Genomic DNA, 24,222 nt, shown 5'->3' with positions numbered 1-24,222 from the left:
TTAGTCGCCCAGCTGCGAGACCGTCCGGTAGGTCAGCACATTCGCTGTCTGCGCCGGGCGGTCTTCTCTCAGCCCACTCAGTGACTGCGCTGCCGCCGAGATCGCGGCCCGGTAGAGCAACGAACCGGTGCTGATCCTGGCCACCCCCACCTCGGCGAACTGCCCACGTGAGTACCGCGGACTGGCGAGAACGTTGACCGGCAGCGGACTCGCGTCCACGATCGGCTTAACGACTGCCAGATCTAGGTCACCGGGAACGAAGATCCCATCTGCCCCGGCATCGACATAGCGGCGCATCCGCTCGAGGGTATCGCCGAGGCTGTCCTGACCGGTGCAGTACGTGTCGATCCGCGCGTTGACGAAGAGATCCGGGAATCCCTCCTTGATCGCGGAGACCTTGCCCACCAGGGCCAAAGGTTCGACGAGGCGCCCGCGAGCGGAATCCTCGATGTTGATTCCGTCGATCCTCAGGTCGGCGCCCTCTCCTGCGAAGGCACCTCGCAGAGTTTCAACGACTGTGGCCGGGTCGTCACCGTAGCCGTCTTCGAAATCGCAGGTGAGCAGGGCATCGGGCAGTGACCGTCTGATGTTTTCCAGCAGGTCCGCCATCGCCCTGAGCGTTTCACGATCCTCATCGGCGGCGCCGATTCCGGCGGCCACACCCAGACTGGTGGTGCCTACGGCAGGGTGACCCGCCTCGGCGAACAATCGCGCACTTGCCACATCCCAGGCACAGGGCAGGATGAACGGGTTTCCGGGTATGTGAAGGCTGTGGAAGGTCCGGTGCGGGTCGGTAGTTGTGCTGGTCATAGCTGTGTCACCTCGGTGGTGAGAATCCAGTCGAGTTCGTCCCGACCGGTCGGTGTGAGTGTGAGTGCGCGAGAGCTGCGACGGCGGACGATCCATTCCCGGTCGAGGAATTGTGCGCAGATGGCATCTCCCAGCCACCCGCCGAGGTGGGTGCGTCGTTCCGTCCAATCGAGGCAGGCACGTGTCAGCGGGCGAGAGATTGAGGCCGCGGTGGGGACATCGATTCCCCATTCTTCTGCCAGGCCAGAAATTCCCGGCTCGGTCACGGTCGCGGTGTCATCGGCCCATCCTCTCGCGGTGACTGCCGCCCAGATCTGGACTCCCAGATGTCCGGCGATGTGCCGGTAGCAGGTTCGTGCCTCAAGGAGGTGCCGGTCGCGGGTCTTGGCCGCCAGGCTCGGGGCCGATTCGATCCGCTCCCCCGCCAGCGCACCCGTGTGTTCGAGCCAGTCGGCGATGTCTCTCGAGGCCAGCTGCACATAGCGGTGCCGACCCTGCCGACGTTCGGCCAGTACGCCGCGAGCGATGAGGATGCTGACGTGTTCGGACGTCGATGACATCGGCACCTGCAGGGCACGTGAGAGCTCCGTGAGCGTCCATGCTCTGCCGTCGAGGAGGCTCGTGCAGATCATGACGCGGGTGGGGTCGGCGAGCGCCGAGGCCAACGCGGCGATGTCCGGTGCCGATTCCGGGTGGCTCCTGGTCATAGCTCGATGGTATGCCCCTGAATGTTCGGGCTCGGCCGAACTGTGTTAGAACGAGAGAGGAAAGGAGGCGCTCTTGTCGTCATCGCCCTATCCCCATCGACAGCAGTTCGACTTGCCGCATGCCGGTTCTGGTCGTCCTGTTCACCGCCTCGGCATCATCGCCACTGTTGCGACCTTCGGCGGTCTCCTCTTCGGCTATGACACCGGAGTTGTCAACGGCGCTCTTGAGCCGCTGAGCGAGGACTTCAACCTCACCGCCCTCTCCGAGGGCCTCGTCGTCGCCAGCCTCATGGTCGGTGCCGCTTTCGGTGCCGTCTTCGGCGGTCGCGTCGCCGATGCCTATGGCCGCCGGCACACGATTCTGCTGCTCGCCGGTGTCTTCATCATCGGCACGCTGGGCTGTGTGCTGGCCCCGGGCGCGGAGTTCCTCATCGGTGCTCGCTTCGTCCTGGGCATCGCCGTCGGCGGGGCCTCTGCCACCGTGCCTGTGTATCTGGGCGAGATCGCCCCCTCAGAGAAACGCGGCTCCTTCGTCACCCGCAATGAGCTGATGATCGTGGCGGGGCAGCTCGCAGCGTTCATCATCAACGCAGTGATCTTCAACGTCTGGGGCCATGTCGACTCCATCTGGCGCTGGATGCTCCTCGTCGCCCTCCTGCCCGCGATCGCCCTGCTCGTGGGCATGATCTTCCAACCCGAGAGTCCTCGCTGGCTGATCTCGAAGGGCCGCACGGAGGAGGCTCTCGAGGTGCTCAGACAGGTCCGCTCCCCCGAACGCGCCGAGGCGGAGGTCGCCGAGGTCACCCACCTCGCATCCGAGGACGCCAAGCAGGCCACCGGTGGACTCTCCGATCTCGGAACCCGTTGGGTCCTGCGCCTGGTCATCATCGGTGCGGGCCTCGGCTTCTTCCAGCAGCTCACCGGCATCAACTCGGTCATGTACTACGGCACGCAGCTGCTCACCAACGCCGGACTCGACTCCGGGGTCGCCATCATCGGCAACATCGCCAACGGCGTCTTCTCCCTGGCCGGCATCTCGGTGGGCATGTTCCTGCTCAACAGGCTGCCGCGTCGAGTCATGTTCCTCACCGGCTACGCGCTCATCGCGTTCTTCCACATCCTCATCGCGCTCACCGCGGTCGTCATTCCACCGGGACCGGCCCAAGCCTGGACAGTCCTCGTCTTCCTCGTCCTCTTCGTCTTCTCCATGCAGGGCACGGTGGGACCGCTGACCTGGCTGATGCTCTCAGAGATCTTCCCCATGAAGATCCGCAGCTTCGCCATGGGCATCTGCGTTTTCGTGCTGTGGATCATGAACGCCGTCGTCGCCCAATTCTTCCCACCGCTCATCGAGGCGATGGGCATGACCGCGACCTTCAGCATGTTCGCCGGCTGCGCCGTCATCGCCTTCATCTTCCTCTACACGCTCCTGCCCGAGACGAAGGACAAGGACCTCGCCGAGTTCGAGCGCGAGTTCAAGGCGAAGTACGGCAGAAAGTAAGGAGTCACCATGTCAGTTGCGGTTGCAGTCACCGACAGCCCCGAAGGCCGCACGGCCTTGGACAGTGCCGTCGCCGAGGCCCGAGCCCTGGATACCGGTCTGCTGCTCATCAACCTCACCCTCCACGATTTCACCGACGACGAGATCCCTGCCGATCTCGATGTCACGCTCATCAACCGCTCCGGACGCGGTGACCGTGATCCGGTCACGGCCGTCCTCGATGAGCTGTCCGACCACGCCGAGGTGGATCGACTCGTCCTCGGTGTGCGCAGTCGGTCCCGGGTGGGCAAGGTTCTGCTGGGTTCCGTCGCCCAGCGCCTCATCCTCCGCTCCCCCGTGCCCGTGCTCACCGTCCGGGTGCCGGAGGCTGCCCGGCGTTGAAGCGGAAGCTCAGCCGGCCGAGAGTGTTCGCTTGACCCCGAGGATCGTCGCGGTCGCCAGGCCGAGGATGCCGGCGAGGAAGAATGGGGCGCCGTAGCCGCCCCAGACAGAGATGGCGGTGCCGACGTAGACGATGAACAGGGCCGCCGAGACCCACACCATCATCCGTTCTGACTCCCGGAAGACGGACTGCGCGTTCTCTGCGGTCACGACGACCGGGAAGTTGAGCATCTGCGGCCGGGTGGACAACCATGAGGTTGCGGCGATGAGCACACAGAGCAGACCGACGAGGACGAACAGAGTCCAGCTCGGACCGTAGCTGTCGGCCCTGCCCGCAAGGTCGAAGTGGGTGGGAATCAGATCGGGCAGAAACGGGTAGCCGGCCAGCAGAACCGCGGAGAGCACTCCAGTGGCAAGCAGCGTCGAGCGTCGGATCCACTTGGTGAGAGTCCCGGTCACATAGTTCGTCGCGTAGTTGTCGTGCCCCACCATATGACGATCGTACCCGTCACCAGCGGGCCGCTTTGGGCCCGGCGTCTCACGGTGACATAGGCTGGACTGCGATCACCCGGGCCGCGGACGCTAAGGAGCAGTCATGACTGATATGACGGTGGAGAACTCGGCGGCCGACCGCCTCGAATCCGCGCTGTCGGGACGCATCGACCGGGCCGCGATGGACGAGATCGCCGAACTTGCCCACCAGGTTCCCCTCCCCGAGCTGACCCGCCTCGTCCACACGAGCACACCCCTGCAGTCGGCGGTCCTTTTCCGCATCCTGGATAAGGATGAAGCTCTTGCCGTCTTCGAGAACCTTCCTCCGGGTTACCAGGCGGAACTGATCCAGAGCCTGCGGGAACCGGAGGTCGCCCACATCGTCGAGGGCCTCGACCCCGACGACCGTGCCGAACTCTTCGGCGAACTTCCCGCCAACGTCGCCCGCAGGCTGATGAGCGGACTCGATGCCGAAGAACGCGAGATGACCACCGCGGTCCTCGGCTACCCGAAGAAGGCGATCGGCCGGTACATGTCACCCGAGGTGCTCAGCCTCCACGAGGACTGGACCGCCGCCGAGGCGATGGAGGTCGTCCGTGCCCGCATCGACGGTCCTGAGACCGTCTACCTCCTGCCCGTCGTCGGGGTCGGTCGTGTCCTCTTGGGCGTGGTGTCACTGCGTAACCTCATCGCCGCCGAGGCCGAGGCTCCCGTCGGGGACCTGGTGCGCGAATCCATCAGCACGCAGGCGCTGACCGACCGTGAGGTCGCCTCCCGCCAGTTCCTCTCCCACCGGCTCATTGCGATGCCGGTCGTGGACCAGGAGGACCGCCTCGTCGGGATCCTGACCATGGACGATGTCCTCGACATCGTCGACGAGGAGGATGCCGAGGACATCGCCCGCTCCAGCGGCTCCGAACCCCTCGACCGCTCCTACCTCTCGAGCACAATCTTCCGGCTGGTCAAGAGCCGCATCGTGTGGCTGCTGGTCCTCGCCGTCTCCGCAATCCTCACCGTGCAGGTCCTCGAGGTCTATGAGGATCGGCTCGACCAGGTCGTCATCCTCGCCCTCTTCATCCCGCTGCTCACCGGCACGGGCGGCAACACCGGCAACCAGGCTGCAACGACCGTGACCAGGGCGCTGGCCGTGGGCGAAGTGAGAATCCGCGACCTCGGGAAGGTCATCTGGCGCGAGCTGCGGGTCGGTGCCCTGCTGGGCGCCGTGCTCGGCACCTTGGGCTTCATCGTCGCCGGTCTGGTCTATGGGTGGCCGATCGGTCTGGTCATCGGACTGACTCTGCTGTCAGTGTGCATGATGGCCGCGACCGTGGGCGGACTGATGCCGATCATCGCGAAGCGCGTCGGGGCGGATCCGGCGGTGTTCTCCAACCCGTTCATCTCCACGTTCTGCGACGCCACCGGCCTGATCATCTACTTCACCATTGCCACGACGATTCTGGGGCTCAGCTGATCGCAGTTCGTCTCGGCCGGTGAAAGATCCAATCACCAAGTCTTGTCAAGGTTTTGTTGACACACCAGGAGTGTCAACTTAACCTTGACGCATGACTTCATTCAATTTCTTTGCAATCACCGAAGACCGCCCCTCGACCCGCTGGCAGTCACTGTTCGATGCCGTCTGGCCCGGCTACCGGGCGTGGTACCTCCGCGACGGGGATCTCGCTCGGCCCAGTCTGGCCACAGCCGAGGCCAAACTGCGCGAACACATGCCCGAACTCGTCCCCACCTGGCAGCGCCTGGTCGAACTCGCACGCGGGGACGAGACCGCGGCACGCATGCTCACCCTGTGGAACCCGCCGCGTTTCCTCCCCGGCTGTTCACAGGTTGCCTTGCAATCACCTGAGCCGGCGCTGGTGCGCAACTATGACTACGGGTTGGAGCTGTTCGAACAGGTCCACGCCTCGACTCGCTTCGGCTCACGCCGGGTGATCGGGACCTCCGACTGCCTATGGGGTCTCCTCGATGGGATGAACGAGGACGGACTCGCCGTCTCCTTGGCCTTCGGTGGGCGTCCAGGCGACGGTGACGGCTTCGCCGCTCCGCTGGTCGTGCGCTTCCTGCTGGAGGTCGCCGACTCCGTGCCGGAGGCCCTGCGCCGACTCGAGACGATACCGGTGTCCATGTTCTACAACCTGACCATGATCGATGCCGACGGCACAGCAGTGACGGCCTACGTCGGTCCCGGGATGGCCCCGGAGGTCATCGATGATCCGGTGGCGACGAACCATCGCGGTCGCCACCCGGAGTTCCCCGAACATGCACGACGATTCCGCAGCCTCGAGCGACAGGACTTGCTCACCGAGGCAGTGGAACAGGGGTGCGATGTGCAGGAGCTGGCCGAGAGAATGCTCAGCCCCGGAGTCTTCAGCGACGACTACGACAACGCCTTCGGCACCCTGTACACTGCCGTCTATCTGCCGCTGCGAGGCGAGGTCGAATATCATTGGCACGACCGCACCTGGACCCGCAGCCTGAACTCTACCGAGGAGATGATCATCGTGACCCTCGATGAAGACAGCCCCGAACCGATACCTGTCGACGGGCAGCCCGAGAACCAGCCGATCACGGACCCGGTCAGGGAATTCGCGGGCTCCGCTGTGGCCGATCTGCTCGACACAGCACGGCAGGCCGTCCACGATCTGTCCCATTCGCCGGACCCCGAGGCGTTTTCGGCTCTGCTCAGCCTCTCCGCCGAGGTCGGTGAGGCTCTGGGGACCAGTGCTCGCACGATGGCCGAGCACAATTCCTGGGCCCGGGTGGCCGAGATGGCCGACGTCAGCCGTCAGGCAGCCTGGCAGCGCTGGCGCTGAGCGTCCACGCGCCCCGGCCGCAACATCACGCCGACCACGCCGACCACAGTTGGGCGTAACGGCCACCTGCCGCGACCAACTCCTCGTGCGGGCCCTCTTCGACGACCCGTCCGTGCTCCATGACGAGAACCCGGTCAGCGGTCTCGGCCTGGCTGAGGCGGTGAGCGACAACGAGGGCACCACGTCCGGCGAGGGCGGCACGGGCAGATGCTTCGAGCACGTGAGCACCGGCGGATCCGGCCTCCGCGGTCGCCTCGTCGAGGATCGCGAAGTCGGGGTCGGCAAGCACCAGCCTGGCCAGGGCGATCGACTGGTCCTCAACGGCGCTGAGGCGTGTGCCGCCGTCACCGACCTCGGTGTCCAGCCCGTGCGGCAGTGCGGTGGCCCAGCTGGCGCCAACCGTATCCAATGCCGCGATGATCTGCTCGTCCGAGGCCTCCGGGACCGGCAGCGCCACGTTCTCACGCAGGGTCCCGGTGAACGTGTGCACCTCTTGGGCGACCATCGTGATGTGCCCGCGCAGTCTGTCGTCGGGCAGCTCGGTCAGTGACACCGACCGTTCCGTCTCCCCCGCCGAGGTGGTTGTGCCCCTGGCGAGTTCAGCTCGGCCTCGGGTGGGTGCGGAGAGTCCCGCCGCGATCCGGGCCAGCGTCGATTTTCCGGCCCCGGTGGTGCCGACGACGGCGACGACCTCGCCGGGGTTCAGGCGCAGACTCACACCCTTGAGGACATGGTTGCTCGATTCGGGATCCTCATCGTAGGAAAACCATAGGTCCTCCAGCACCAGGGACGGACGGTCGATGCTGATGTCGTTCGTCCGCCTCGGCGAACTTGCTGCTTCATCGATGACGCCGACCATGCGGGTCAGTGAGGCACCTGCGGATTGGACCTGGTCGAAGAGGCCGACCAGGGCGCCGATCGGGTTGAACAGGCGGTGGAAGACCAGGGCCGCGGTGGTCACGGCACCAGCGGTCGTCTCCCCGAAGTAGACGAGGGCGAATCCGGCGATGAGGAGCAGAGAGAGCACAACAGCCTCGGCGCGGTTATTGCGTGAGAAGGCGCGGGTGAGGAAGCTGAATACGCCGATCGAGAGGTCCCGGGCCTGCCCTGAGGCGGCGTCGATGCGGGAGAGCTCCCCGGACTCCGCACGGTAGGCACGCAGGGTTCGGGCACCGGTGAGTCCACCGAGGAGACGTCCGGCGCGACGCCCGAAGGCAGCGCGCTCCTCCTTGTAGAGCGGTTCCGACCTGGGCAGATACCAGCGCAGGGTGAGCCAGTACATCGGCAGGGCGACGAGGCCGACGATGCCCAGGCGCCAATCGATCGCGGCCAGACCGACAGCGGAGACGATGACGATGAGGAGTGATTCGACGACGAGTGGCAGCACCTGCGCTGCGGCCTCACTGATCTTGCGGGAATCGTCGGCGACCCTCGAGACCAGGTCACCCGTTCCCGTCGATTCGATGCGCTGTGCTTCGAGGGTGAGCGCGGAGTCGACGACCTGTGTGCGCAGGTCTGCGACGACAGGCATCGCGATATGGGCCAGCGCCCACGCGCCGATCCAGGTGCCCAAGGCCATGACCACGCCGGCGATGGCTACGGCGATCGCGCACGTGAAGACGACATCCGAGCCGGCTCCGGCAGGGAGTTCGTCGACGAGGCGGCCGATCGCCCACGGTCCCACGAGTCCGGCACCGGCGTTGGCGATTCCGGCGAGGATGAGGACGATGAGCCAGTTCCAGCGGGCGCGCAGCAGCGGAGCCAGATGGGCGAATGAGCGACGCCGAGAGGCGATCGCCAGTGTGGTCTGAGGAGACTGTTCACTCATCGGGTCACCGCGTTTCGGTAGGCTGCGGCGGCGAGGAGCTCGGCGTGCTTGCCCACGAGGCTGGGGCCGGTGGTGGGCACGAACACGACCGAGTCGGCGGCCGCGAGGAAGGCCGGTGAGCTGGTGAAGATGAGCGTGGCGGCACCACCGCGTGAGCTGCGCAGGTCCTGAAGGCCGGAGGCTATGCGTGCTTCGGTGACGGCGTCGACCGCGGTCGTGGGTTCGTGGAGGATAAGGACCTGCGGGTCGGCGTGCAGGGCCCTGGCCAGGGCCACCCTTTGGCGCTGACCACCGGAGAGGTTGCCGCCGAGTTCCTGGATGCGGTGGTCGAGTCCATTCTCGACGAGACCAAGGAGTTCGTCGACACCCGAGGCGGCCAGCACCTCGGCGCTCACAGGGGCCTCGCCGGCACCCGGGATCATGGTGATGTTGGAGCGGATCGTGCCCTCGAACAGGTCAACTGTGTGCGGTGAGACGAGCATCTGGCCCACCGTGGTACCGCGGGCGTGGGTGCTCAGGGCGGCGAGAAGCGCCGACTCCGGTGCGGGGTCCTCTGTGACGATGCAGGTCAGGGTGCCGAAGTTGGTGGTGACGTCGACCGTGCGCTCCTCCCCCACGGACCAATCGCGGATGCTGATCGCCTCGTCGTCGATATCGACGGTCGGTGCTGGTGCGTCCGACGGTGCTGTTATCGACTCGGAATCGTCGATGTCGGTCAGCAGCTGGGTGATCCGCTGGGCGGCTCCGTGGGATTGGGCGAAGAGGCCGACGATCTCGGCCAGCGCGCGCATCGGTTCGGTGAGGAACGCGGTCATGCCGAGGATGCCGATGAGTGCGCCGACGCTCATCTGTCCGTCAATGAGGCGCAGGCCGGCGACGATGAGGACGATGGCGAGCACGACCGACATGACGAGTGCTCCGAGGCCGGCGAGGCGGCCGGTCCTCTCACCGGTGGCGATGCCGGCGGTCGCGGCCTCGTCCGAGGTGTGACGGTAGCGGTCCACGGCCCAGGTTTCTCCGCCCATTGCCTTGATCACGCGCAGCCCGTGCATGAGGTCGGAGGCCGACCGGCCGGCTCGCGCCACGGCCTCGAGCTGTGCGTTGGCCTTGGTGGACACGGATCGTCCGGGCAGGGCAACGATGAGCAGCCCGATGGGCACTGCAATGAGGACGACGAGTCCGGTCACGGGGTCAGCGATGAGGAGGAAGACGGCGGCCGTGATCATGCCCAGCACCGAGGCGATTCCTCGTCCCAGCTGGGCGAAGGACTGGGCTGCCGTGTCCGCGTCTGCCGAGGCGATCGAGAGGACCTCACCGGAGGCGCGGTCGGGTGGAAGGTTCGCCGAGGTGAGAGCTGCGTGGGTGATTTCCACGCGCAGGGCGTGCGCCTCATGTTCGCGGGCAGAGTTGCACAATCGTGCACCGAATCTGTAGCCGAGGCTGAGCACGGTGAAGAGCAGGGCGATGCCGAGGATCGAGACGAGGAGCATCGGGAGGGAGAGCGGGATGATCGCGACGTCGACGACGATGCCGATGGCCACGGGGACGAGTGCCTCACAGACCTGCCACAGCGACATAGTGATGACGCCGGGAAGCAGGAAACCGAGCCGCCGGCGGACGGCTCTGCGGAGAAGCATCGAACCTGATGAGGGAGTCTGCGGCACGAAGGCTACCCTAACATTTTGCGAGGAGTCATGAACGTCTCACTTGGGCTTACGATGGCCTTATGGGCAATAGGCTCGATGGCAACATCGCATCAGCGGCTGACCGCACCATCGTCATCACCGGTGGCAACAGCGGAATCGGCCGAGGCACAGCGTCCATGCTTGCGGGCATGGATGCACATGTCGTGCTGGCGGTGCGCAACCTGGACAAGGGACGGGCCGCGGCGAAGTCGATGCGCGGACCTGTCGATGTGCGAGAACTCGACCTCGCCGATCTCGCTTCGGTGCGTGCCTTCGCCGAGGAATTTTCCGACCCGATCGACATCCTCATCAACAATGCGGGGATCATGGCCCCGCCCCTGGGGCGCACTGCTGACGGGTTCGAATCCCAGTTCGGCACGAACCATCTGGGCCATTTCGCCCTGACAAACCTGCTTTTTCCCCAGATCCGAGATCGGGTGGTCACCGTGTCCTCGATCGGACATCGAATGGGGACCATCGACTTCGATGACCTCAATTGGGAACGCAGGCCGTATAAGCCGATGCCGGCCTACGGGCAGTCAAAGCTGGCGAACCTCCTCTTCACCTCCGAACTCCAGCGACGGCTCACCAAGGTGGGCTCGTCCGTCATCGCGGTCGCGGCCCATCCGGGACTGGCGGCGACGAACCTCTACCGGCTGCAGGGCAACCGCCTACTCGCGTCTGTCACCGAGGCTGTGATCGGTCTGATCTCGCAAGACGAACAGCAAGGAGCTGTGCCGACACTGTGCGCAGCCACAGCAGACATCCCGGGCAACAGCTATGTCGGGCCGCGCCGTTTCAAGGAGACTTTCGGACAGCCGAAGCTCGTCGGCCGCTCTCGCGAGGCGCAAGACGCCGAGGTGGCACGGCGCCTTTGGGCTGTGTCGGAGGAGCTGACTGGGGTGGAGTTCCCCGAGCTCTGAGGCGGGCCACACCCTGATGATGAACTTGTCGCGCTCAGCCCAGCCGGCTCATGCGCTTTGCAAGATCATTCATCTGAGTAGCGATGGATCGTGCTGTTTCACTCAGATCGGTCGCATCAGCCGCACCGTTTTGCGGAAGTGAAGTCTGCTTCGGCGTCGATAAAAGTCGGCTTCCGGGGGGATCTGAAATCGCCTCAACGTCGAAGACCACACGATCAGCGCGATGCCAGGTGCAGAAGTACTCGATGGCATTGCCTTGGTCGTCACAACTGGTGCCTTCGAGCACCAGGAGCGGCGCGGCCAGCGGCACCGCGAGCGACGCGGACAATTCTGCCGACGCCGATACAGCCCGGACTTGACGATGGCCTGCTGTCACAGGGATTCCGAATCGCGCGCGCAGGGTCTCATGAAGAGACGAGTCCACCAGATCTTTCGCTTCGAGTCCTGGCACAAGGCTGAGCGGAAGCCAAGTATGAATAATGGCAATCGACTCGCCATCGACACTGCGGCGGCGGTTGAGCGCGAGCAGTTCTGAAGTGCCCAGCGCCTTTTGGGCACGTGGATCAGCTGCACGTTCGAGCGAGATGATCTCCGTCGTGACGGAATCGCCAGAGTTCGAGAATTGAGCGGAGAGGCCAGACATCTTCTGCACGGCCCGGTGGTGTTCATGCTGCGGAGCAACGACGCTGCCACGACCACGTCCGCGCTGGATGAGGTTGTCATTGGTCAATGCCGCCATCGCTTGTCGAACGACGGATCGTGAGATTCCGAACTTACCCTGGAAGTCTGCTTCCGTCGGCAGCCGCGTGCCCGGAGGAAGCGCACCTTCCGCTATGCCTTGCCGAATCACTTCGCTCAGCTGCCGGTGAAGAGGCTCGTCCTGCGAAGAATCGAGCACGCCCGAAGGTAGGCCATCGATCCACATTGTCGTTCCTCTCCATGCGCGCAGACTCAGCGTAACAACAGTCTCACATTGCTTGAGCCGCGTCCCAGACGACGCCCCATTCAGGTGCCAGAGTCGCAGCACGCTCGATCGACAGAACGAGGCTGGCCTCGCGGGCGATGCCCTCTCCGGCAATGTCGAATGCGGTGCCGTGGTCGACTGAGACTCGCACAACCGGCAGACCGACGGTGATGTTGACTCCGTCATCACCATAGACGGCTTTGAAGGGGGCGTGTCCCTGATCGTGATAGCAAACGACCACGAGATTGTAGTTGCCACGCACAGCGGCCGGGATGAGTGCGTCTCCTGGCAGCGGGCCGACGACATTGAGTCCGTGTTCCTGTGCGGCCTCGACTGCGGGAGTCAGCACATCAGCGTCCTCATCACCGAACAGGCGGTTCTCACCTGCATGCGGGTTGAGGCCCGCGAGCCCGATGCGCTCTTCGGGTGTACCCATTGACTCTGCGAAGGCACCGGCCAGCTTGAGGACGCTCAAGGTGCGGTCGAAGGTGATGTTCTCAATCGCCTGCTTCATTGAAACGTGAGTAGTGAGGTGGAAGAAATAGAGATCGCCGGCTGAAAGTACGAGCGAATAGTCTTTGACGCCGAACTCATGTGCAAGAAGTTCAGTGTGACCGGGGAAGTTATGGCCTCCTGCGTGCATGGCTGCCTTATTCAGCGGTGCGGTGACGATTCCATCGACTTCACCTTCTCTGGCGAGGCGGCAGGCCTCAACGACGAAACGGTAGGAACCGTCTCCTGCTGCTGCACTGAGTTCACCGACACCAACCTCCGCGAGAGAAGGGCCCACCTGGATAACCTCGATGGTCCCGGGAATGTTCTTCGCCTCCCCCGGGGCGCTGATCTCACGCACTGCTTCAACGTCACCGCCGACGAATGCGACACCGCGCTTGACCGAGGCGATGTCACCGATGACAACCGGAGTGCACTTTGTGCGCAGATCATCATGGCCGAGAAGTGACTTCGCGGTGATCTCCGGTCCGATGCCTGCGACATCGCCGAGTGTGATTGCCAATACGGGGAGAGTCATTGCGTTGATCCTTCGTTGTTGTGCAGAAGCTCTGCTGCGATTTCTAAGACGTCTGATCGGCGGCCAAAGCCTCCGGCTTTTGTGATGACAGTTGCGCCATGGGCCCTGCCGCCCTCAATGGCCCCGATTGGCATACCTTCGCGCACCGTTGAGTGGATGTGCAGGCTCACGGCGCCGAGGCGGTTGAGCACGGCGCGTGCTCCTTCCCCGCCCAGCAGCATAAGACTTGTGGGAACGGAATCGCGCATCAGCGTTGCGGCCGCTCCGGCAAGCAGGTCGGCGACGAGGTCCGTGGAACTCGTCCTCTCCTCCGGGGCATCGACGATGACGATAGGGGTCGATGCTGTGGATGACACGGTCTCCAGCCAAGCAGACCGAGCCGCCTCGTCAGAGAGTGCGGTCAGATCGGGAGTCAGGACTGTAACCTCGGTGGCCTGAACTTCAGGGGGCTCGACGTCGACGAGGGCCTGCACCTGTTCTCGAGTGACAGTATGGAGTGAACTGGCGACGATGATGACTCGCTCGCATGTGCGGTCTGATTCGGCCGGGGCAACGAGGCCTGTCCCCCATTTGACAGCCAACGCGGCCGCGAGACCTGCCGACCCGACGGGGACGACGTCGTCACCGAATTCGACAGCCGCCTCGGCGATGACATCAAGATCTGCCGATTCACCGGCATCGATGATGATGATCGGCGAGGATGCCCGTGCAGTTCGGATCGATGCCACCAAAGCCGCAACCGTGAACGTTTCACCGTGCGGCTTTGTCACGGTGGCAGAACCGGGGAGAAGCTCGGAAAGAGAACTCGTCGACACTGGCGTGACGGGATCACGGCCAATCACAGTGTCCTGCACCGGCGTCCCGTTGACCAGCAGCTGTCCGTCGCTGACGGTGCGCCCCATGGCAGGGTAGGCCGGACAAACGAGGGCAAATGCTCCTGGATGATCTTGTTGCCAGGCTTCGAGAGCGCCATCTATTTGCGATGAGATCGTGCCTCTCATGGTTGAGTCGATCTTCAGGTAGAGGCGAGTCGCAGCATCGTGTCCTGACAACACGGCGGCACGTGTGCGATTCTGCGCCTCGGCTCGGGTGAGAGCTCGCGCATCGGTCACCAGTGCGCTGACGGCGCCAGGTTCCCGGTGCGTCACGCTGTCCTCAGACAGCAGGAGCTGTGTCTTCCACCCAGCGTAAGCGAACTGGACGGAAGAGTCCGTGGCTCCGGTGAGGTCATCGGCCACAACCACCACAGAAGGCGCATCGGGCGACTGAGGCTTAAGTTCTTGGGTCACAGTCCTTCAGACCTCAGGGGTGACGTGTCCTCGGCTCCCGATTCGGTGTCTTGTTTCTTGATTCCTCCCTGGCGCTTGAGCACCCAGGCTGCCAGCAGTGGAGCCAGGATTGCTGAGACGAGAACGGCGGAGGCGACCTGAGCAGTGGCAACTTCCATGTAGGGCTCGAAGGCCGGATCGGCCCCGGCAATAATGGCTGGCGTTGCGATCGCGTTGCCTGCGGTCGTTGCCGAGGCGATGCCGATGCCCGACTGGTTGCCACGGCGAAGAATCCAGCGGTATCCGAAGTAGGCAAGGGTACCGGTGATGACCGTGGCGATCGCGCCGACGACGAGACCGGAGAGTCCACCGGTGACGACATTGCCGAGGTCGATTCCGGTGCCGAGCGCGAAGGCGAAGAACGGAATGACCATGTTCGGGATCGGTCGCATGATCTCGGTCCACTTCGCGTCAAGGTTTCCGACGATGATGCCGATGATCAGAGGGATGACAGCCGCGAGCAGAAGGGTGTAGGGAATGTCGGCCAGACCGGCTGCTCCCAGGAAGAGCATCGAGAAGAACGGTCCGTCATTGATCGCCGACGCCATGTAAGCGCCGCGGTCGCGTGCGTCTCCATAGCGACCGGTGAAGGCAAGCCATAGTCCACCATTGCTGTTGTCCATCATGACGATGAGCGCCAAGATTGAGACGCCCAGAATTCCCTCGATGCCGACGAACTGGCCCAACAACACGACGAGGCCAGCTGGGATGATCGACTTCGTCAACAGGATCGTGCCGGTGGTCGCAAGCACGGGGCCCGAGGTTTTCAGGGTGATCTGCATGCCCGTTGCGAAGATGAGTATGCCGATGAGAGGCAATGCACTGTCGCGGAACAGCGCCGAGGTGAAGTTTCCCAGTTCGAGGAAGCCAGGGAAGAATGTTCCGACGATGGATCCCAGGATGAGCGGAATCAGCATGATGCCGCCAGGAATTCTGTTCATCCCGTCGAAAAGCGGAACGCGACTGGTGATCTGTGATTCGGCAGCCATGACGAATCCCCTTTGTGTGAGCAGTTGTGAGCACATAGTCGTCTATGTAGGTACTTAGTGTACGTACATATTTACGAAGCGGCAAGAGTCTCCTGCCGTGGCATGAGGTGCACGAGGCGAGTTGCGTCATCTCGTCTGTGCCCCTACGCAACTGCGATTGCTATCAGAACTGCTGTCGATCAGTGGGTGCGATCGCTGATCACCCGCGCCACCTCGCGCAGTACACTGGAAGTAAGCGCGAGGGGGCGATGATCATGGTCAGCGGGTGCCAATGGAGTTCGATCCGCAGCATGGAGAGCGCACAGCTGTTCGTGGACGAGGCTCGTATGCAGACGGAGCTGCGTGACGAGCGAGCACAGCGCCGGCGTGAGGCTTTCGACTATTGGTGGTCGCGTTTCCGAAGCCTCATCTGCAGATCCGCCTGATGCGACTCTGCCGCGCGTGGAAAGCTCGCCCTACCGGAACGCCTGCTCACCCGTGATGTGACGACCCAGAATCAGAGTGTGCACCTCATCGGTTCCCTCGTAGGTGCGCACCGATTCGAGGTTGTTTGCATGCCGCAGCGGTGAGTATTCGAGGGTGATGCCGTTGCCGCCGAGCATCGTCCGGGCTTCCCGGCAGATAGCGATGGCCTCTCTGCAGTTGTTGAGTTTGCCGACCGAGATCTGGACAGGGTCGAGCGTCCCGGCGTCCTTGAGGCGACCGGTCTGCAGTGCCACAAGAATCCCCTTCTGGATCTCGAGGACCATGTTCACCAGCTTCTGCTGGGTGATCTGATAGCCGGAGAGCGGCTTGTCGAACTGCATTCTCTCCTGCGCATACTTCAGGGCCACCTCGTAGGAGTCGCGAGCGGCGCCCATTGCGCCCCACATGATTCCGTAGCGGGCCTCATTGAGGCAGGAGAACGGCCCCTTGAGTCCACGCACATCGGGCAGGACAGCCTCGGCGGGCAGTTGGACATCGGCGATGTCGATATCGCACTGGATGGAGGCGCGCATCGACAGCTTCTGTTCGATCGGGGTCGCGGTGAAGCCTGCGGTGTCGGTGGGGACGAGGAACCCGCGGATGCCTTCGTCGGTCGCGGCCCAGATGACGGCGATATCGGCGATGGAAGCCAGGCCGATCCAGCGCTTGGCTCCGTTGAGGGCCCACGAACCGTCGTCATTGCGTGTTGCTGTGGTCGCCATCGATCCCGGGTCGGATCCGGCGGTGGGCTCGGTCAGGCCGAAGCAGCCGATGATCTCGCCCTTGGCCATGCCCGGCAGGTACCGGTTCTTCTGCTCTTCGGAACCGAACTTGTGGATCGCGGACATCGCCAGCGATCCCTGGACGGAGACGAAGGTGCGTAGGCCTGAGTCACCGGCTTCGAGCTCCATGGCTGCGAGGCCGTATTCGACGGCGGATCGTCCCGGGCAGCCGTAGCCGTGCAGGTGCATGCCTAACAGCCCGAGGTCACCCATTTCGCGCACGATCTCGACGGGGAAGTGCGCGTTTTCATACCAGTCGGCGATGCTCGGACGGAAACGCTCATCGACGAAGGCTCGCACCTTGTCGCGAAGTTGGATCTCGACCTCGCTGAGGAGGCCTTCGAGGTTGAGGAGGTCGGACTTGTCGAGGTCGGCGGCGTCCTGCGCAGTGGCGGTCGTAGTCATTTCAGGCTCCTGTGGTGGCTGGGTGTGGGTGGTCGGTGGCGCCGAGGATGTCGTGAGTATCGGCTCCGAGCTCCGGTGGCGCGGAGCGCACGGGTGGGCGGACTCCGTTGAAGTTGACGGGGAATGCCACCTGCCGTATTGGTCCGGCGGAGGGATGGTCGACCGTCTGGACCATCCCGAGGGCTTCGGTCTGCGGATCGGCATAGACCTCGTCGAGGTGTTTGATCGGTGCTGCGGGGATCTCGGTGGTCGAGAACCTCTCGCACCAGTGCTCGACGGTGTTCGTGCGCAGGGTGCGGGAGAGCTCTTCGTTGAGGTATTCGCGGTTCTCGACTCGACCGCGGTTGGCCGACAGGCGTTCGTCGCCGCCGAGGTCGGGTCGCTCGATGGCGGTGCACAGGCGCTGCCACAGGGAGTCGTTGCCGATGGCGATGACGAAGTAGTCATCGGCGGCCGGATAAGCCTGGTAAGGAACGAGGTTGGGGTGCCCGGATCCCAGCGCATGTGGGCGTTTGCCGTCGGCGAAGTAGTTCGTCGCCCAGTTGACGTGCAGGGCCAGCTGTCCTTCGTAGAGCGAGGTCGTCAGGTATTGGCCCTTGCCGGTCCGGCTGCGTTCGAAGAGTGCGGAGACGACTCCGATGATTCCGAACAGTCCTGCACCCAGGTCGCCCATGGCGAACCCGGCCTTCATCGGCGGTCCCCCTGCCTCACCGGTCAGAGACATGAGCCCACCGCGAGCCTGGGCGACCATGTCATAACCGGGTTCGTCGCGCATCGGCCCGTGGTCTCCGTAGGCGGAGATGTGGAGGATGACGAGGTGCGGGAACTTCGCTGCCAGTTCCTTGTAGTCGAAGATCGTCTGCAGTGAGCTGCCGGGCCGGAAATTCTCGACGAGAACATCGGCGTCGGCCAACAGTTCGTGGACCTGGGCCTGTCCTCGTTCGGATTTGAGGTCGATCGTCACGGACTTCTTGCTGTGGTTCGCTGCGTGGAAGTACGTGGCATCGGCACCGACCATGGGTGGACCCCAGGCACGAGTCGGGTCTCCCCCGTCGGGGTGTTCGACCTTGATGACCTCGGCGCCGAGGTCGGCCAGTGACATCGTGGCATAAGGTCCGGCGAGGATCTTCGAGAGGTCGATGACGCGCACGCCGGCGAGAGGGCCTGCGAAGGACCCACCTGCCGCGGTGCTCGTATCGGGTGTGGATTCTGTTTCTGTGGTTCTCACGACTTACTCCGGTGTTCTGTGACTTCAGGCCACGGGTGCGGGTGTGGGGACGACCCCGGTTGATACAGCACTGCGGGGCACCGCCTGCCCATCAACGATGTTCTCGAAATGACTGAGTGTGTCGACCACGGCATTCTCATCGGCGGTGATGTTGCTGCCGATGAAGGTCCTGGCGACGAGCAGCTTGCGGAAGTTGTCGTCACGGCTGACCTCGGCGTCAGCCTGCTCGAGCAGCAGGGTAGCCATGATCAGCTGCGCCAGATCATCGGCATAGCCGCCGATGAGCGCCTCAGCAGCATCCGGCTCGGCGCTCAGGATCACGTCACCGCGGTCGACGATCGCCGTCCATCTGGTCAGAAGCTCACGGGTCTCAGGGCCCGCCTCGGCGAGGGTGATGGTGTTCAGTTTCTGCGTCATCGTCTCGGCCAGGAGCTGGTGCGTGTTCTGTTTGCGGATGCAGCGCAGGACGTCGAGGGCGATGACGTTGCTTGAGCCCTCCCAGATCGAGCCGAGGTGGGAGTCGCGGACGAGGCGGGCGTCGGGGAATTCTTCGATGTAGCCGCGACCGCCACGGACCTCCATCGCCTCACCGGTGACGAAGCGAGCGCGTTTGCAGATGTAATGCTTGGCCAGCGGGGTGAGGACGCGGATCTGCGCGGCAGCGGAAGCATCACCGGCATCGGCCTTCTGGAGCATGTCACCGGCGTAGAAGACGAGCCCGAGCGCTGCCTCGGCTTCGGCCTGCAGCGGCAGCAGAGTCATGCGCATCAGGGGTGCCTCGATGAGGGCCTTGCCGAAGACGACGCGCTGGCGGGCGTGGGCGAGCGCCTCGTTGATCGAGCGGCGCATGAGGGCGGTGGCGCGCATCGCGTTGGACAGTCGGGAGGTGTTGACCATCTCCGCCATCTGCCGGAATCCGCGCTCGAGCGCCCCTACCTGGACGGCATAGGCACCGTTGAGGGTGACTTCGCCGCTGGGCATGGACCGGGTGCCGAGCTTGTCCTTGAGCCGGTCGATGACATAGGAGTTCTTCGTCCCGTCCGGGCGGTGTTTGGGCAGCATGAACAGTCCGACTCCGCGTGTGGTGTCATCGCCGCCGGGGAATCTGGCGAGGGTGAGGATGATGTCGGCGTCCGGGTTCGAGGCGAACCATTTGCGCCCGGACAGTGCCCAGTTCTCACCGTCGCGTTCGGCCACCGTCGAGGTCTGGGCGATGTCGGTGCCGGCGTGGATCTCGGTCATGAACATCGCTCCGGTGAACCGATGGTCGGAATCGGTCGAGATCAATCGGTCGATCGCCTCGGCGATCTGCTCGCCGTCGCCGAACTTCCGCAGGGTCCTCGCAGCAGCATCGGTCATCGACACCGGGCAGGCCAGACCGAACTCGGCCTGGACGAAGACGTAGGAGAGGATGTACTTCACCAGGTGCGGTGGCACGTCGTCCCAGCCATGGAGTCCGCGGTGCGAGAGTGCGGAGAGTCCGTACTCCTCGTAGGCGGCCTTCTGCAGCTCCTGGTAGCTGTGGTGGTAGTCGATGGTGTCGACCCGGTCGCCTTCGCGGTTGAACTGCTCGAGCCTCGGCGGGTTTTTGTCCGCGACGTCGGACAAAGGGGCGAGGCGCTGCGCGGCGTCGGCCCCGAGCGCAGTGAGCACCGGGGCGAGCAGCTCTCGATCTGCCGATTCAAGGTAGGACTCGATCAGCGGCTGCAGGGCGGGGTCGAGGTCGACGTAGTTCATGGTTCCTTACTGTTCCACTTGTATTACGCGGTGTCCAAGACGTAATATCATGGTTATTATTTGCAATTCATTATCAATGCTTGGCTGACAGTGGATAGAGCCGGTCAACGACGAAAGCGAGCACCATGGAGCTGCGGCACTTCTCGGCGTTCCTCGCCGTCGCGCAGGAGCTGCATTTCGGGCGGGCCGCGGAGACCCTGCACATCGCCCAACCGGCATTGAGCCAGATGATCCGCTCGCTTGAGAAGGACCTCGACGTGCAGCTGTTCGAACGGACCACGCGTCGGGTGCGACTGACATCCTCGGGTGAGGCGCTGATCGAGCCCGCTCGGTCGATCCAAGCGCAGGTCGAGGGTGCACGTCGCATCGCTCGTGCTGCGAAGGAGGGTGTGGTCGGCCGGGTGCGGATCGGGTTCGGCGGCACGAGCGGCTACTCGATCCTGTCCCTGCTCGCCAGGGAGGTCGCCCACCGACAACCTGGCATCAGCCTGGAGTTGCACCCGCAAACCTACTCCGGGGAATCGGCCCTGGCCGTTCGCGACGGGACGATGGACATGGGAATCATCTCCCCGCCGGCACCTGCGGGCATCGCCGTCCACGTCATCCGGCAGGAACGGGTCATGGTCGCGGTCCCCACCAGCCATGAGCTCGCCGAGGCAGAGAGCGTGTCGATGGCGGACCTGAAGGAGCAGCCGTTCATCACATATGCGCCGTCGCACGGTTCGCAGGTGCGGGAGGCGATGATGCGTCTGGCCGATCAGGCGGGCTATCTTCCTCATATCGCGCAGGAGGCACCGGATCCCTACAGTCTGCTCGCTCTCGTGGGTGCGCAGGTCGGAATCGCGATCGTCGTCGAGTCCTCGAATCACATCCGCATCGACGGGGTCACCTATGTTCGCCTCGCCGAGGGTGGGGATGCGTTCACATTGGCGCTCGGTTGGCGCCGCAACAATCCCTCTAAGGCCCTGGCCCGGGTCGTCGAGATCGTGCAGGAGATCCTGCCCGAGGCGAGTGAGAGCTGATTTGCGCCGACGTCACTAAAACTCCCCGGCGCCACGTGAAAATAGTGACGTCGAGGAGTTTCAGGGAAATGGACCAGCTGCCGGCCTGCGAGCGGCCGTGCCGGGAGAGCAGCTGTTACCAGCTGATCACGTGGGGAACGCTGACGTGCTTGAGGCCTTCGATCCCGAACTCGAGTCCGAAGCCGGACTTCTTCACACCGCCGAAGGGGATGCGCGGATCCACGGCACCGTGCTTGTTGATCCACGTCGATCCTGCCTGCAGGCGAGCAGCGACCTTCTTGCACTCCTCGAGATCACTGCCCCAGACCGAGGAGCCCAGGCCGACCTCGAGCTCGTTGGCCCAGCCGATGGCCTGTTCGAGGTCGGTGTACTTGATGATCGGCAGGGCGGGGCCGAACTGCTCCTCGGCGACCAACGGGTTGTCGTTGTCGATGTCGGCCACCAGCGTGGTCGGGTAGAAGTAGCCCGGCTGGTCTGCAGCGGGGTCGCCGCCGGTGAGGACACGGGCGCCGGAGTCTTTGGCGGCCTGCACGAGTTTGGCGACGATGTCGTATTGCTGCTTGTTCTGCAGCGGTCCGAGTCCGTTCTCCTCTTCCAGGCCCACACCCATCGGTGACTGCTTGGCTACCTCGACGAGGGCTTCGCAGACCTGGTCGTAGAGGGATTCGGGAACGTAGAGGCGCTTCATCGCCGCACAGGTCTGACCGGTGTTGATGAACGCACCCCAGAACAGGTCGCCGGCAATGGCGGCAGGATCGGCGTTCTCGAGCACGATTCCTGCGTCGTTGCCTCCCAGCTCCAGCGTCAGCCTGGCCAGGGTGTCCGCGGCCGAGCGCATGATGGCCTGGCCGGTCTTTGTCGATCCAGTAAACATGATCTTGTCGATGTCGGCGTGGGAGGTCAGGGCCGCACCGACCTCGCCGCTGCCGGGAACGACGGTGAGCACGTCGGCGGGCAGGACCTGATTGATGACTGCGACGAGCGCCTGCACGGACAGAGGCGTGTACTCGGAGGGCTTGAGGACGACGGTGTTGCCCATCTTCAGCGAGGGCGCGAACTGCCAGACCGAGATCATCATCGGCCAGTTCCAGGGACCGACGGCACCGACGACTCCGACGGGCGCGTAGTGGAGTTCGGCGTGGGTCTCCTCATCGTCGACGAGGACCTCTGGCTCGAGTTCGAAGGCGGCGTTGGCGCGCAGCCAAGCGGCGCATGCTCCGACCTCGAAGCGGGCGTTGGGTCCGTTGAGCGGCTTGCCCTGTTCGCGTGAGAGCAGCTCGGCCAGCGCTTCGGCGGAAGCTTCGATTGCGTCGGCGGCCTTGTTCAGCAGGTCGCTGCGTTCGGCAGAGGTCCGCGCTGCCCAGTCGGACTGGACCTTGCGGGCGGCAGCGACAGCGGTGTCGATGTCGGCGGGGCTGCCTTCACGGGTACGACCGACAACCTCGCCGGTGGCGGGGTCGAGCAGTTCGCGGCCATTGGGATCATCGACGGATGACAGCAGTCCGGCGAAGGTGGTGAGGTCGGTGCTCATGATTCTCCTTTTTCGAGGGTGGATCGAGTGATTGCGGGTCGGTTGAGTCGGGGCCTCATCCCAGGCTTCCACCTGTGCCGATGCCTGCATAGACCTGTGGGCGACTCGACCGGAGGACGAGTGCCCAGATGGTCCCGATGATGCCGGGCACGAGCACGATGGCGGGCAGCAGCCAGGACAGCACCGAGGTACCTTCAAGTCCGATGAGGACGTTGAAGTTCACGACGATGGAGATGAAGAGGATGAGCAGTCCGATCGCTGAGAGACCAGGTGCGATTGCTCTGGTCCACAGCGAATATTCGTGTGAGTGAGAGCGCAGGAATCCGACGACGGCCAGCGCAGTCAGAGCCATGAGCAGCACGAGCCCGAAGGCACCCATATTCGTCAGCCAGGTGAAGAGGGTGACGACGGGAAACAGCGGGTCCTCACTGCCGGCACCGGCAATGGCGAAGACGAGGATGACGACGAGTGCCAGCCCTGACTGGGTCAGAGATCCGGCAATCGGGGCACCCGTACGACGCGAGGTCCTGGCGAGAACGCTCGGCAGCACCCGATCACGCCCGAGGGCGAAGAAGTAGCGGGCCACGATGTTGTGGAAGGCCACGAGTGCGGCCAGGAGCGAGGTGAGGAAGAGCAGGTTTGCGAGGTCGACGAACCAGACCGGGGCATGTTCGCCGAGGAAGACGAACATGAGGTCGGGGCCGAACTCCTGCGATCGCCCGACGACGTTCGAGGTTCCTTCGGCCACGGTCATCGCCCAGGCGGAGAATGCGTAGAAGACGGCGATGATGATCACCGCGATGATCGTCGCTCGCCCTGCCGTGCGCTTGGGGTCCTTGACCTCTTCGTTGTAGATCGCACCCGATTCGAAGCCCATGAACGCCGCGATCGAGAACGCCAGCGCCGCTCCGACTCCGGGGGCGAAGAGCTGGTCGGGAAGCATGCCACCAGCCGTGACGCCTTCGGGGCTGTGGCTGAGACCGATGATGTCGTAGATGATGACGACGAGGAATTCGGTGCCGACGATGATTCCGAGGACCTTTGCGGAGAAGTCGACCCGCAGGACACCCATGATCCCCACGATGACCCAGGCAATGAGCGCGCAGACCCACCAGGAGATCTGCAGGCCGAAGATGGAGTCGAGGAAGGACGAGAAGGCGAAGCCGAACATTCCGGCGATGCCGATCTGCATCGAGTTGTAGGCGACGAGCGCGGTGATGGCCGCGCCCATCCCGACCGGCTTGCCCAGGCCTTTGGAGATGTAGGCGAAGAAGGCGCCGGCGTTGTGAACGTGCCGGCTCATCGCCGCGTAGCCGATGGCGAAGAGGACGAGAATGATGCCCAAAACGACAAACGACAGTGGAATGCCCAGGAGACCGGTGACCGCGAAGTTGCTCGGGACTCCGCCGGCGACCACGGTCAGCGGCGCCGAGGCGGCAATGATCATGAAGACGAGAGAGACGGTGCCGATGCGGCGGGAGTCGAGGCCCGTGGTGGTTGGCTGGTCGGATGCGCTGTCAGGTTCGCTTCCAGTGCTGAGATTCACGCCCATGTGATCCCCCTTGCGATAGTGGCTGTATCGTCAG

The 24,222-nt window shown here is 64.1% G+C and carries 20 protein-coding genes; 6 read left to right on the top strand and 14 right to left on the bottom strand.

Going from position 1 to position 24,222, the window contains the following annotated elements:
• Together CXR25_RS03510 and CXR25_RS03505 are read right to left on the bottom strand one after the other, a co-directional pair.
• Window positions 1-810, bottom strand: coding sequence for an isocitrate lyase/PEP mutase family protein (locus tag CXR25_RS03510; protein WP_164513938.1), 810 nt, complete (start codon window positions 808-810; stop codon window positions 1-3).
• Complete coding sequence (locus CXR25_RS03505; RefSeq protein WP_069599542.1) at window positions 807-1,517, bottom strand: ArsR/SmtB family transcription factor; 711 nt, start codon at window positions 1,515-1,517, stop codon at window positions 807-809. The genes CXR25_RS03510 and CXR25_RS03505 overlap by 4 nt, the downstream gene beginning before the upstream one ends.
• 73 nt (window positions 1,518-1,590) lie before the next feature.
• Between CXR25_RS03505 and CXR25_RS03500 the strand changes: the two genes are divergently transcribed.
• Complete coding sequence (locus CXR25_RS03500; protein ID WP_114384509.1) at window positions 1,591-3,018, top strand: sugar porter family MFS transporter; 1,428 nt, start codon at window positions 1,591-1,593, stop codon at window positions 3,016-3,018.
• 9 nt (window positions 3,019-3,027) lie between these two features.
• Window positions 3,028-3,399 (top strand): universal stress protein, encoded by a 372-nt coding sequence (locus CXR25_RS03495; RefSeq protein ID WP_009881595.1) that lies wholly within the window; start codon window positions 3,028-3,030, stop codon window positions 3,397-3,399.
• 9 nt (window positions 3,400-3,408) lie between these two features.
• On the opposite strand, the gene CXR25_RS03490 is transcribed toward CXR25_RS03495, so the two are convergent.
• On the bottom strand, window positions 3,409-3,891 hold the full coding sequence (locus tag CXR25_RS03490) for a DUF1648 domain-containing protein (RefSeq protein ID WP_114384508.1): 483 nt from the start codon (window positions 3,889-3,891) through the stop codon (window positions 3,409-3,411).
• A 103-nt stretch (window positions 3,892-3,994) separates the two neighbouring features.
• Between CXR25_RS03490 and mgtE the strand changes: the two genes are divergently transcribed.
• Together mgtE and CXR25_RS03480 are read left to right on the top strand one after the other, a co-directional pair.
• Window positions 3,995-5,362, top strand: a complete 1,368-nt coding sequence (gene mgtE, locus CXR25_RS03485; RefSeq protein ID WP_009881593.1) for a magnesium transporter — start codon at window positions 3,995-3,997, stop codon at window positions 5,360-5,362.
• 91 nt (window positions 5,363-5,453) lie between these two features.
• On the top strand, window positions 5,454-6,719 hold the full coding sequence (locus CXR25_RS03480) for a C45 family autoproteolytic acyltransferase/hydrolase (protein WP_114384507.1): 1,266 nt from the start codon (window positions 5,454-5,456) through the stop codon (window positions 6,717-6,719).
• 25 nt (window positions 6,720-6,744) lie between these two features.
• Here the strand turns inward: CXR25_RS03480 and CXR25_RS03475 are convergent, their stop codons facing one another.
• Together CXR25_RS03475 and CXR25_RS03470 are read right to left on the bottom strand one after the other, a co-directional pair.
• The gene (locus tag CXR25_RS03475; protein ID WP_114384506.1) at window positions 6,745-8,547 is read right to left on the bottom strand and encodes an ABC transporter ATP-binding protein; all 1,803 of its coding nucleotides are present in this window, start codon (window positions 8,545-8,547) and stop codon (window positions 6,745-6,747) included.
• Window positions 8,544-10,211 (bottom strand): ABC transporter transmembrane domain-containing protein, encoded by a 1,668-nt coding sequence (locus CXR25_RS03470; protein WP_241212388.1) that lies wholly within the window; start codon window positions 10,209-10,211, stop codon window positions 8,544-8,546. The genes CXR25_RS03475 and CXR25_RS03470 overlap by 4 nt, the downstream gene beginning before the upstream one ends.
• 62 nt (window positions 10,212-10,273) lie before the next feature.
• Here CXR25_RS03470 and CXR25_RS03465 point away from each other — a divergent pair, with 62 nt between their 5' ends.
• On the top strand, window positions 10,274-11,155 hold the full coding sequence (locus CXR25_RS03465; RefSeq protein WP_114384505.1) for an oxidoreductase: 882 nt from the start codon (window positions 10,274-10,276) through the stop codon (window positions 11,153-11,155).
• A gap of 34 nt (window positions 11,156-11,189) precedes the next feature.
• On the opposite strand, the gene CXR25_RS03460 is transcribed toward CXR25_RS03465, so the two are convergent.
• The 7 genes from CXR25_RS03460 to CXR25_RS03430 form a co-directional block, all read right to left on the bottom strand.
• Window positions 11,190-12,080, bottom strand: a complete 891-nt coding sequence (locus CXR25_RS03460) for a GntR family transcriptional regulator (protein WP_114319541.1) — start codon at window positions 12,078-12,080, stop codon at window positions 11,190-11,192.
• Window positions 12,081-12,123: 43 nt separating this feature from the next.
• Window positions 12,124-13,149, bottom strand: coding sequence for a 4-hydroxythreonine-4-phosphate dehydrogenase PdxA (pdxA, locus tag CXR25_RS03455; protein ID WP_009881587.1), 1,026 nt, complete (start codon window positions 13,147-13,149; stop codon window positions 12,124-12,126).
• A complete protein-coding gene (locus CXR25_RS03450) occupies window positions 13,146-14,438 on the bottom strand; it encodes a four-carbon acid sugar kinase family protein (protein WP_035278071.1) in 1,293 nt (430 codons plus the stop codon). The genes pdxA and CXR25_RS03450 overlap by 4 nt, the downstream gene beginning before the upstream one ends.
• Complete coding sequence (locus CXR25_RS03445) at window positions 14,435-15,466, bottom strand: 2-keto-3-deoxygluconate permease (RefSeq protein WP_009881585.1); 1,032 nt, start codon at window positions 15,464-15,466, stop codon at window positions 14,435-14,437. The genes CXR25_RS03450 and CXR25_RS03445 overlap by 4 nt, the downstream gene beginning before the upstream one ends.
• Window positions 15,467-15,921: 455 nt before the next feature.
• On the bottom strand, window positions 15,922-17,118 hold the full coding sequence (locus tag CXR25_RS03440) for an acyl-CoA dehydrogenase family protein (protein WP_125240426.1): 1,197 nt from the start codon (window positions 17,116-17,118) through the stop codon (window positions 15,922-15,924).
• Window position 17,119: 1 nt separating this feature from the next.
• Complete coding sequence (locus CXR25_RS03435; RefSeq protein ID WP_206426728.1) at window positions 17,120-18,346, bottom strand: CaiB/BaiF CoA transferase family protein; 1,227 nt, start codon at window positions 18,344-18,346, stop codon at window positions 17,120-17,122.
• 24 nt (window positions 18,347-18,370) lie between these two features.
• Window positions 18,371-20,083, bottom strand: a complete 1,713-nt coding sequence (locus tag CXR25_RS03430; RefSeq protein WP_125240425.1) for an acyl-CoA dehydrogenase family protein — start codon at window positions 20,081-20,083, stop codon at window positions 18,371-18,373.
• A 125-nt stretch (window positions 20,084-20,208) separates the two neighbouring features.
• On the opposite strand from CXR25_RS03430, the gene CXR25_RS03425 reads away from it, so the two are divergent.
• On the top strand, window positions 20,209-21,105 hold the full coding sequence (locus tag CXR25_RS03425; RefSeq protein ID WP_125187763.1) for a LysR family transcriptional regulator: 897 nt from the start codon (window positions 20,209-20,211) through the stop codon (window positions 21,103-21,105).
• A 115-nt stretch (window positions 21,106-21,220) separates the two neighbouring features.
• Here the strand turns inward: CXR25_RS03425 and CXR25_RS03420 are convergent, their stop codons facing one another.
• Together CXR25_RS03420 and CXR25_RS03415 are read right to left on the bottom strand one after the other, a co-directional pair.
• The gene (locus CXR25_RS03420; RefSeq protein ID WP_125240424.1) at window positions 21,221-22,636 is read right to left on the bottom strand and encodes an aldehyde dehydrogenase family protein; all 1,416 of its coding nucleotides are present in this window, start codon (window positions 22,634-22,636) and stop codon (window positions 21,221-21,223) included.
• Window positions 22,637-22,691: 55 nt separating this feature from the next.
• Complete coding sequence (locus CXR25_RS03415; protein ID WP_125240423.1) at window positions 22,692-24,188, bottom strand: APC family permease; 1,497 nt, start codon at window positions 24,186-24,188, stop codon at window positions 22,692-22,694.
• Window positions 24,189-24,222 lie beyond the last annotated feature (34 nt).

The organism is Brevibacterium aurantiacum (genome assembly GCF_003932995.1).
In the GTDB taxonomy this organism is placed as follows: Bacteria; Actinomycetota; Actinomycetes; order Actinomycetales; family Brevibacteriaceae; genus Brevibacterium; species Brevibacterium aurantiacum.
This window is presented reverse-complemented; position numbering and strand designations above follow the sequence as displayed.

What these genes read in the sequence shown, in the direction of transcription:
- pdxA (WP_009881587.1), bottom strand. Translation starts at nt 13,149, where the DNA reads ATGACTCTCCCCGTATTGGCAATCACACTCGGCGATGTCGCAGGCATC.
- CXR25_RS03415 (WP_125240423.1), bottom strand. Translation starts at nt 24,188, where the DNA reads ATGGGCGTGAATCTCAGCACTGGAAGCGAACCTGACAGCGCATCCGAC.
- CXR25_RS03465 (WP_114384505.1), top strand. Translation starts at nt 10,274, where the DNA reads ATGGGCAATAGGCTCGATGGCAACATCGCATCAGCGGCTGACCGCACC.
- CXR25_RS03480 (WP_114384507.1), top strand. Translation starts at nt 5,454, where the DNA reads ATGACTTCATTCAATTTCTTTGCAATCACCGAAGACCGCCCCTCGACC.
- CXR25_RS03420 (WP_125240424.1), bottom strand. Translation starts at nt 22,636, where the DNA reads ATGAGCACCGACCTCACCACCTTCGCCGGACTGCTGTCATCCGTCGAT.
- CXR25_RS03445 (WP_009881585.1), bottom strand. Translation starts at nt 15,466, where the DNA reads ATGGCTGCCGAATCACAGATCACCAGTCGCGTTCCGCTTTTCGACGGG.
- CXR25_RS03505 (WP_069599542.1), bottom strand. Translation starts at nt 1,517, where the DNA reads ATGACCAGGAGCCACCCGGAATCGGCACCGGACATCGCCGCGTTGGCC.
- CXR25_RS03440 (WP_125240426.1), bottom strand. Translation starts at nt 17,118, where the DNA reads ATGACTACGACCGCCACTGCGCAGGACGCCGCCGACCTCGACAAGTCC.
- CXR25_RS03430 (WP_125240425.1), bottom strand. Translation starts at nt 20,083, where the DNA reads ATGAACTACGTCGACCTCGACCCCGCCCTGCAGCCGCTGATCGAGTCC.
- CXR25_RS03495 (WP_009881595.1), top strand. Translation starts at nt 3,028, where the DNA reads ATGTCAGTTGCGGTTGCAGTCACCGACAGCCCCGAAGGCCGCACGGCC.
- CXR25_RS03475 (WP_114384506.1), bottom strand. Translation starts at nt 8,547, where the DNA reads ATGAGTGAACAGTCTCCTCAGACCACACTGGCGATCGCCTCTCGGCGT.
- CXR25_RS03425 (WP_125187763.1), top strand. Translation starts at nt 20,209, where the DNA reads ATGGAGCTGCGGCACTTCTCGGCGTTCCTCGCCGTCGCGCAGGAGCTG.
- mgtE (WP_009881593.1), top strand. Translation starts at nt 3,995, where the DNA reads ATGACTGATATGACGGTGGAGAACTCGGCGGCCGACCGCCTCGAATCC.
- CXR25_RS03510 (WP_164513938.1), bottom strand. Translation starts at nt 810, where the DNA reads ATGACCAGCACAACTACCGACCCGCACCGGACCTTCCACAGCCTTCAC.
- CXR25_RS03460 (WP_114319541.1), bottom strand. Translation starts at nt 12,080, where the DNA reads ATGTGGATCGATGGCCTACCTTCGGGCGTGCTCGATTCTTCGCAGGAC.
- CXR25_RS03490 (WP_114384508.1), bottom strand. Translation starts at nt 3,891, where the DNA reads ATGGTGGGGCACGACAACTACGCGACGAACTATGTGACCGGGACTCTC.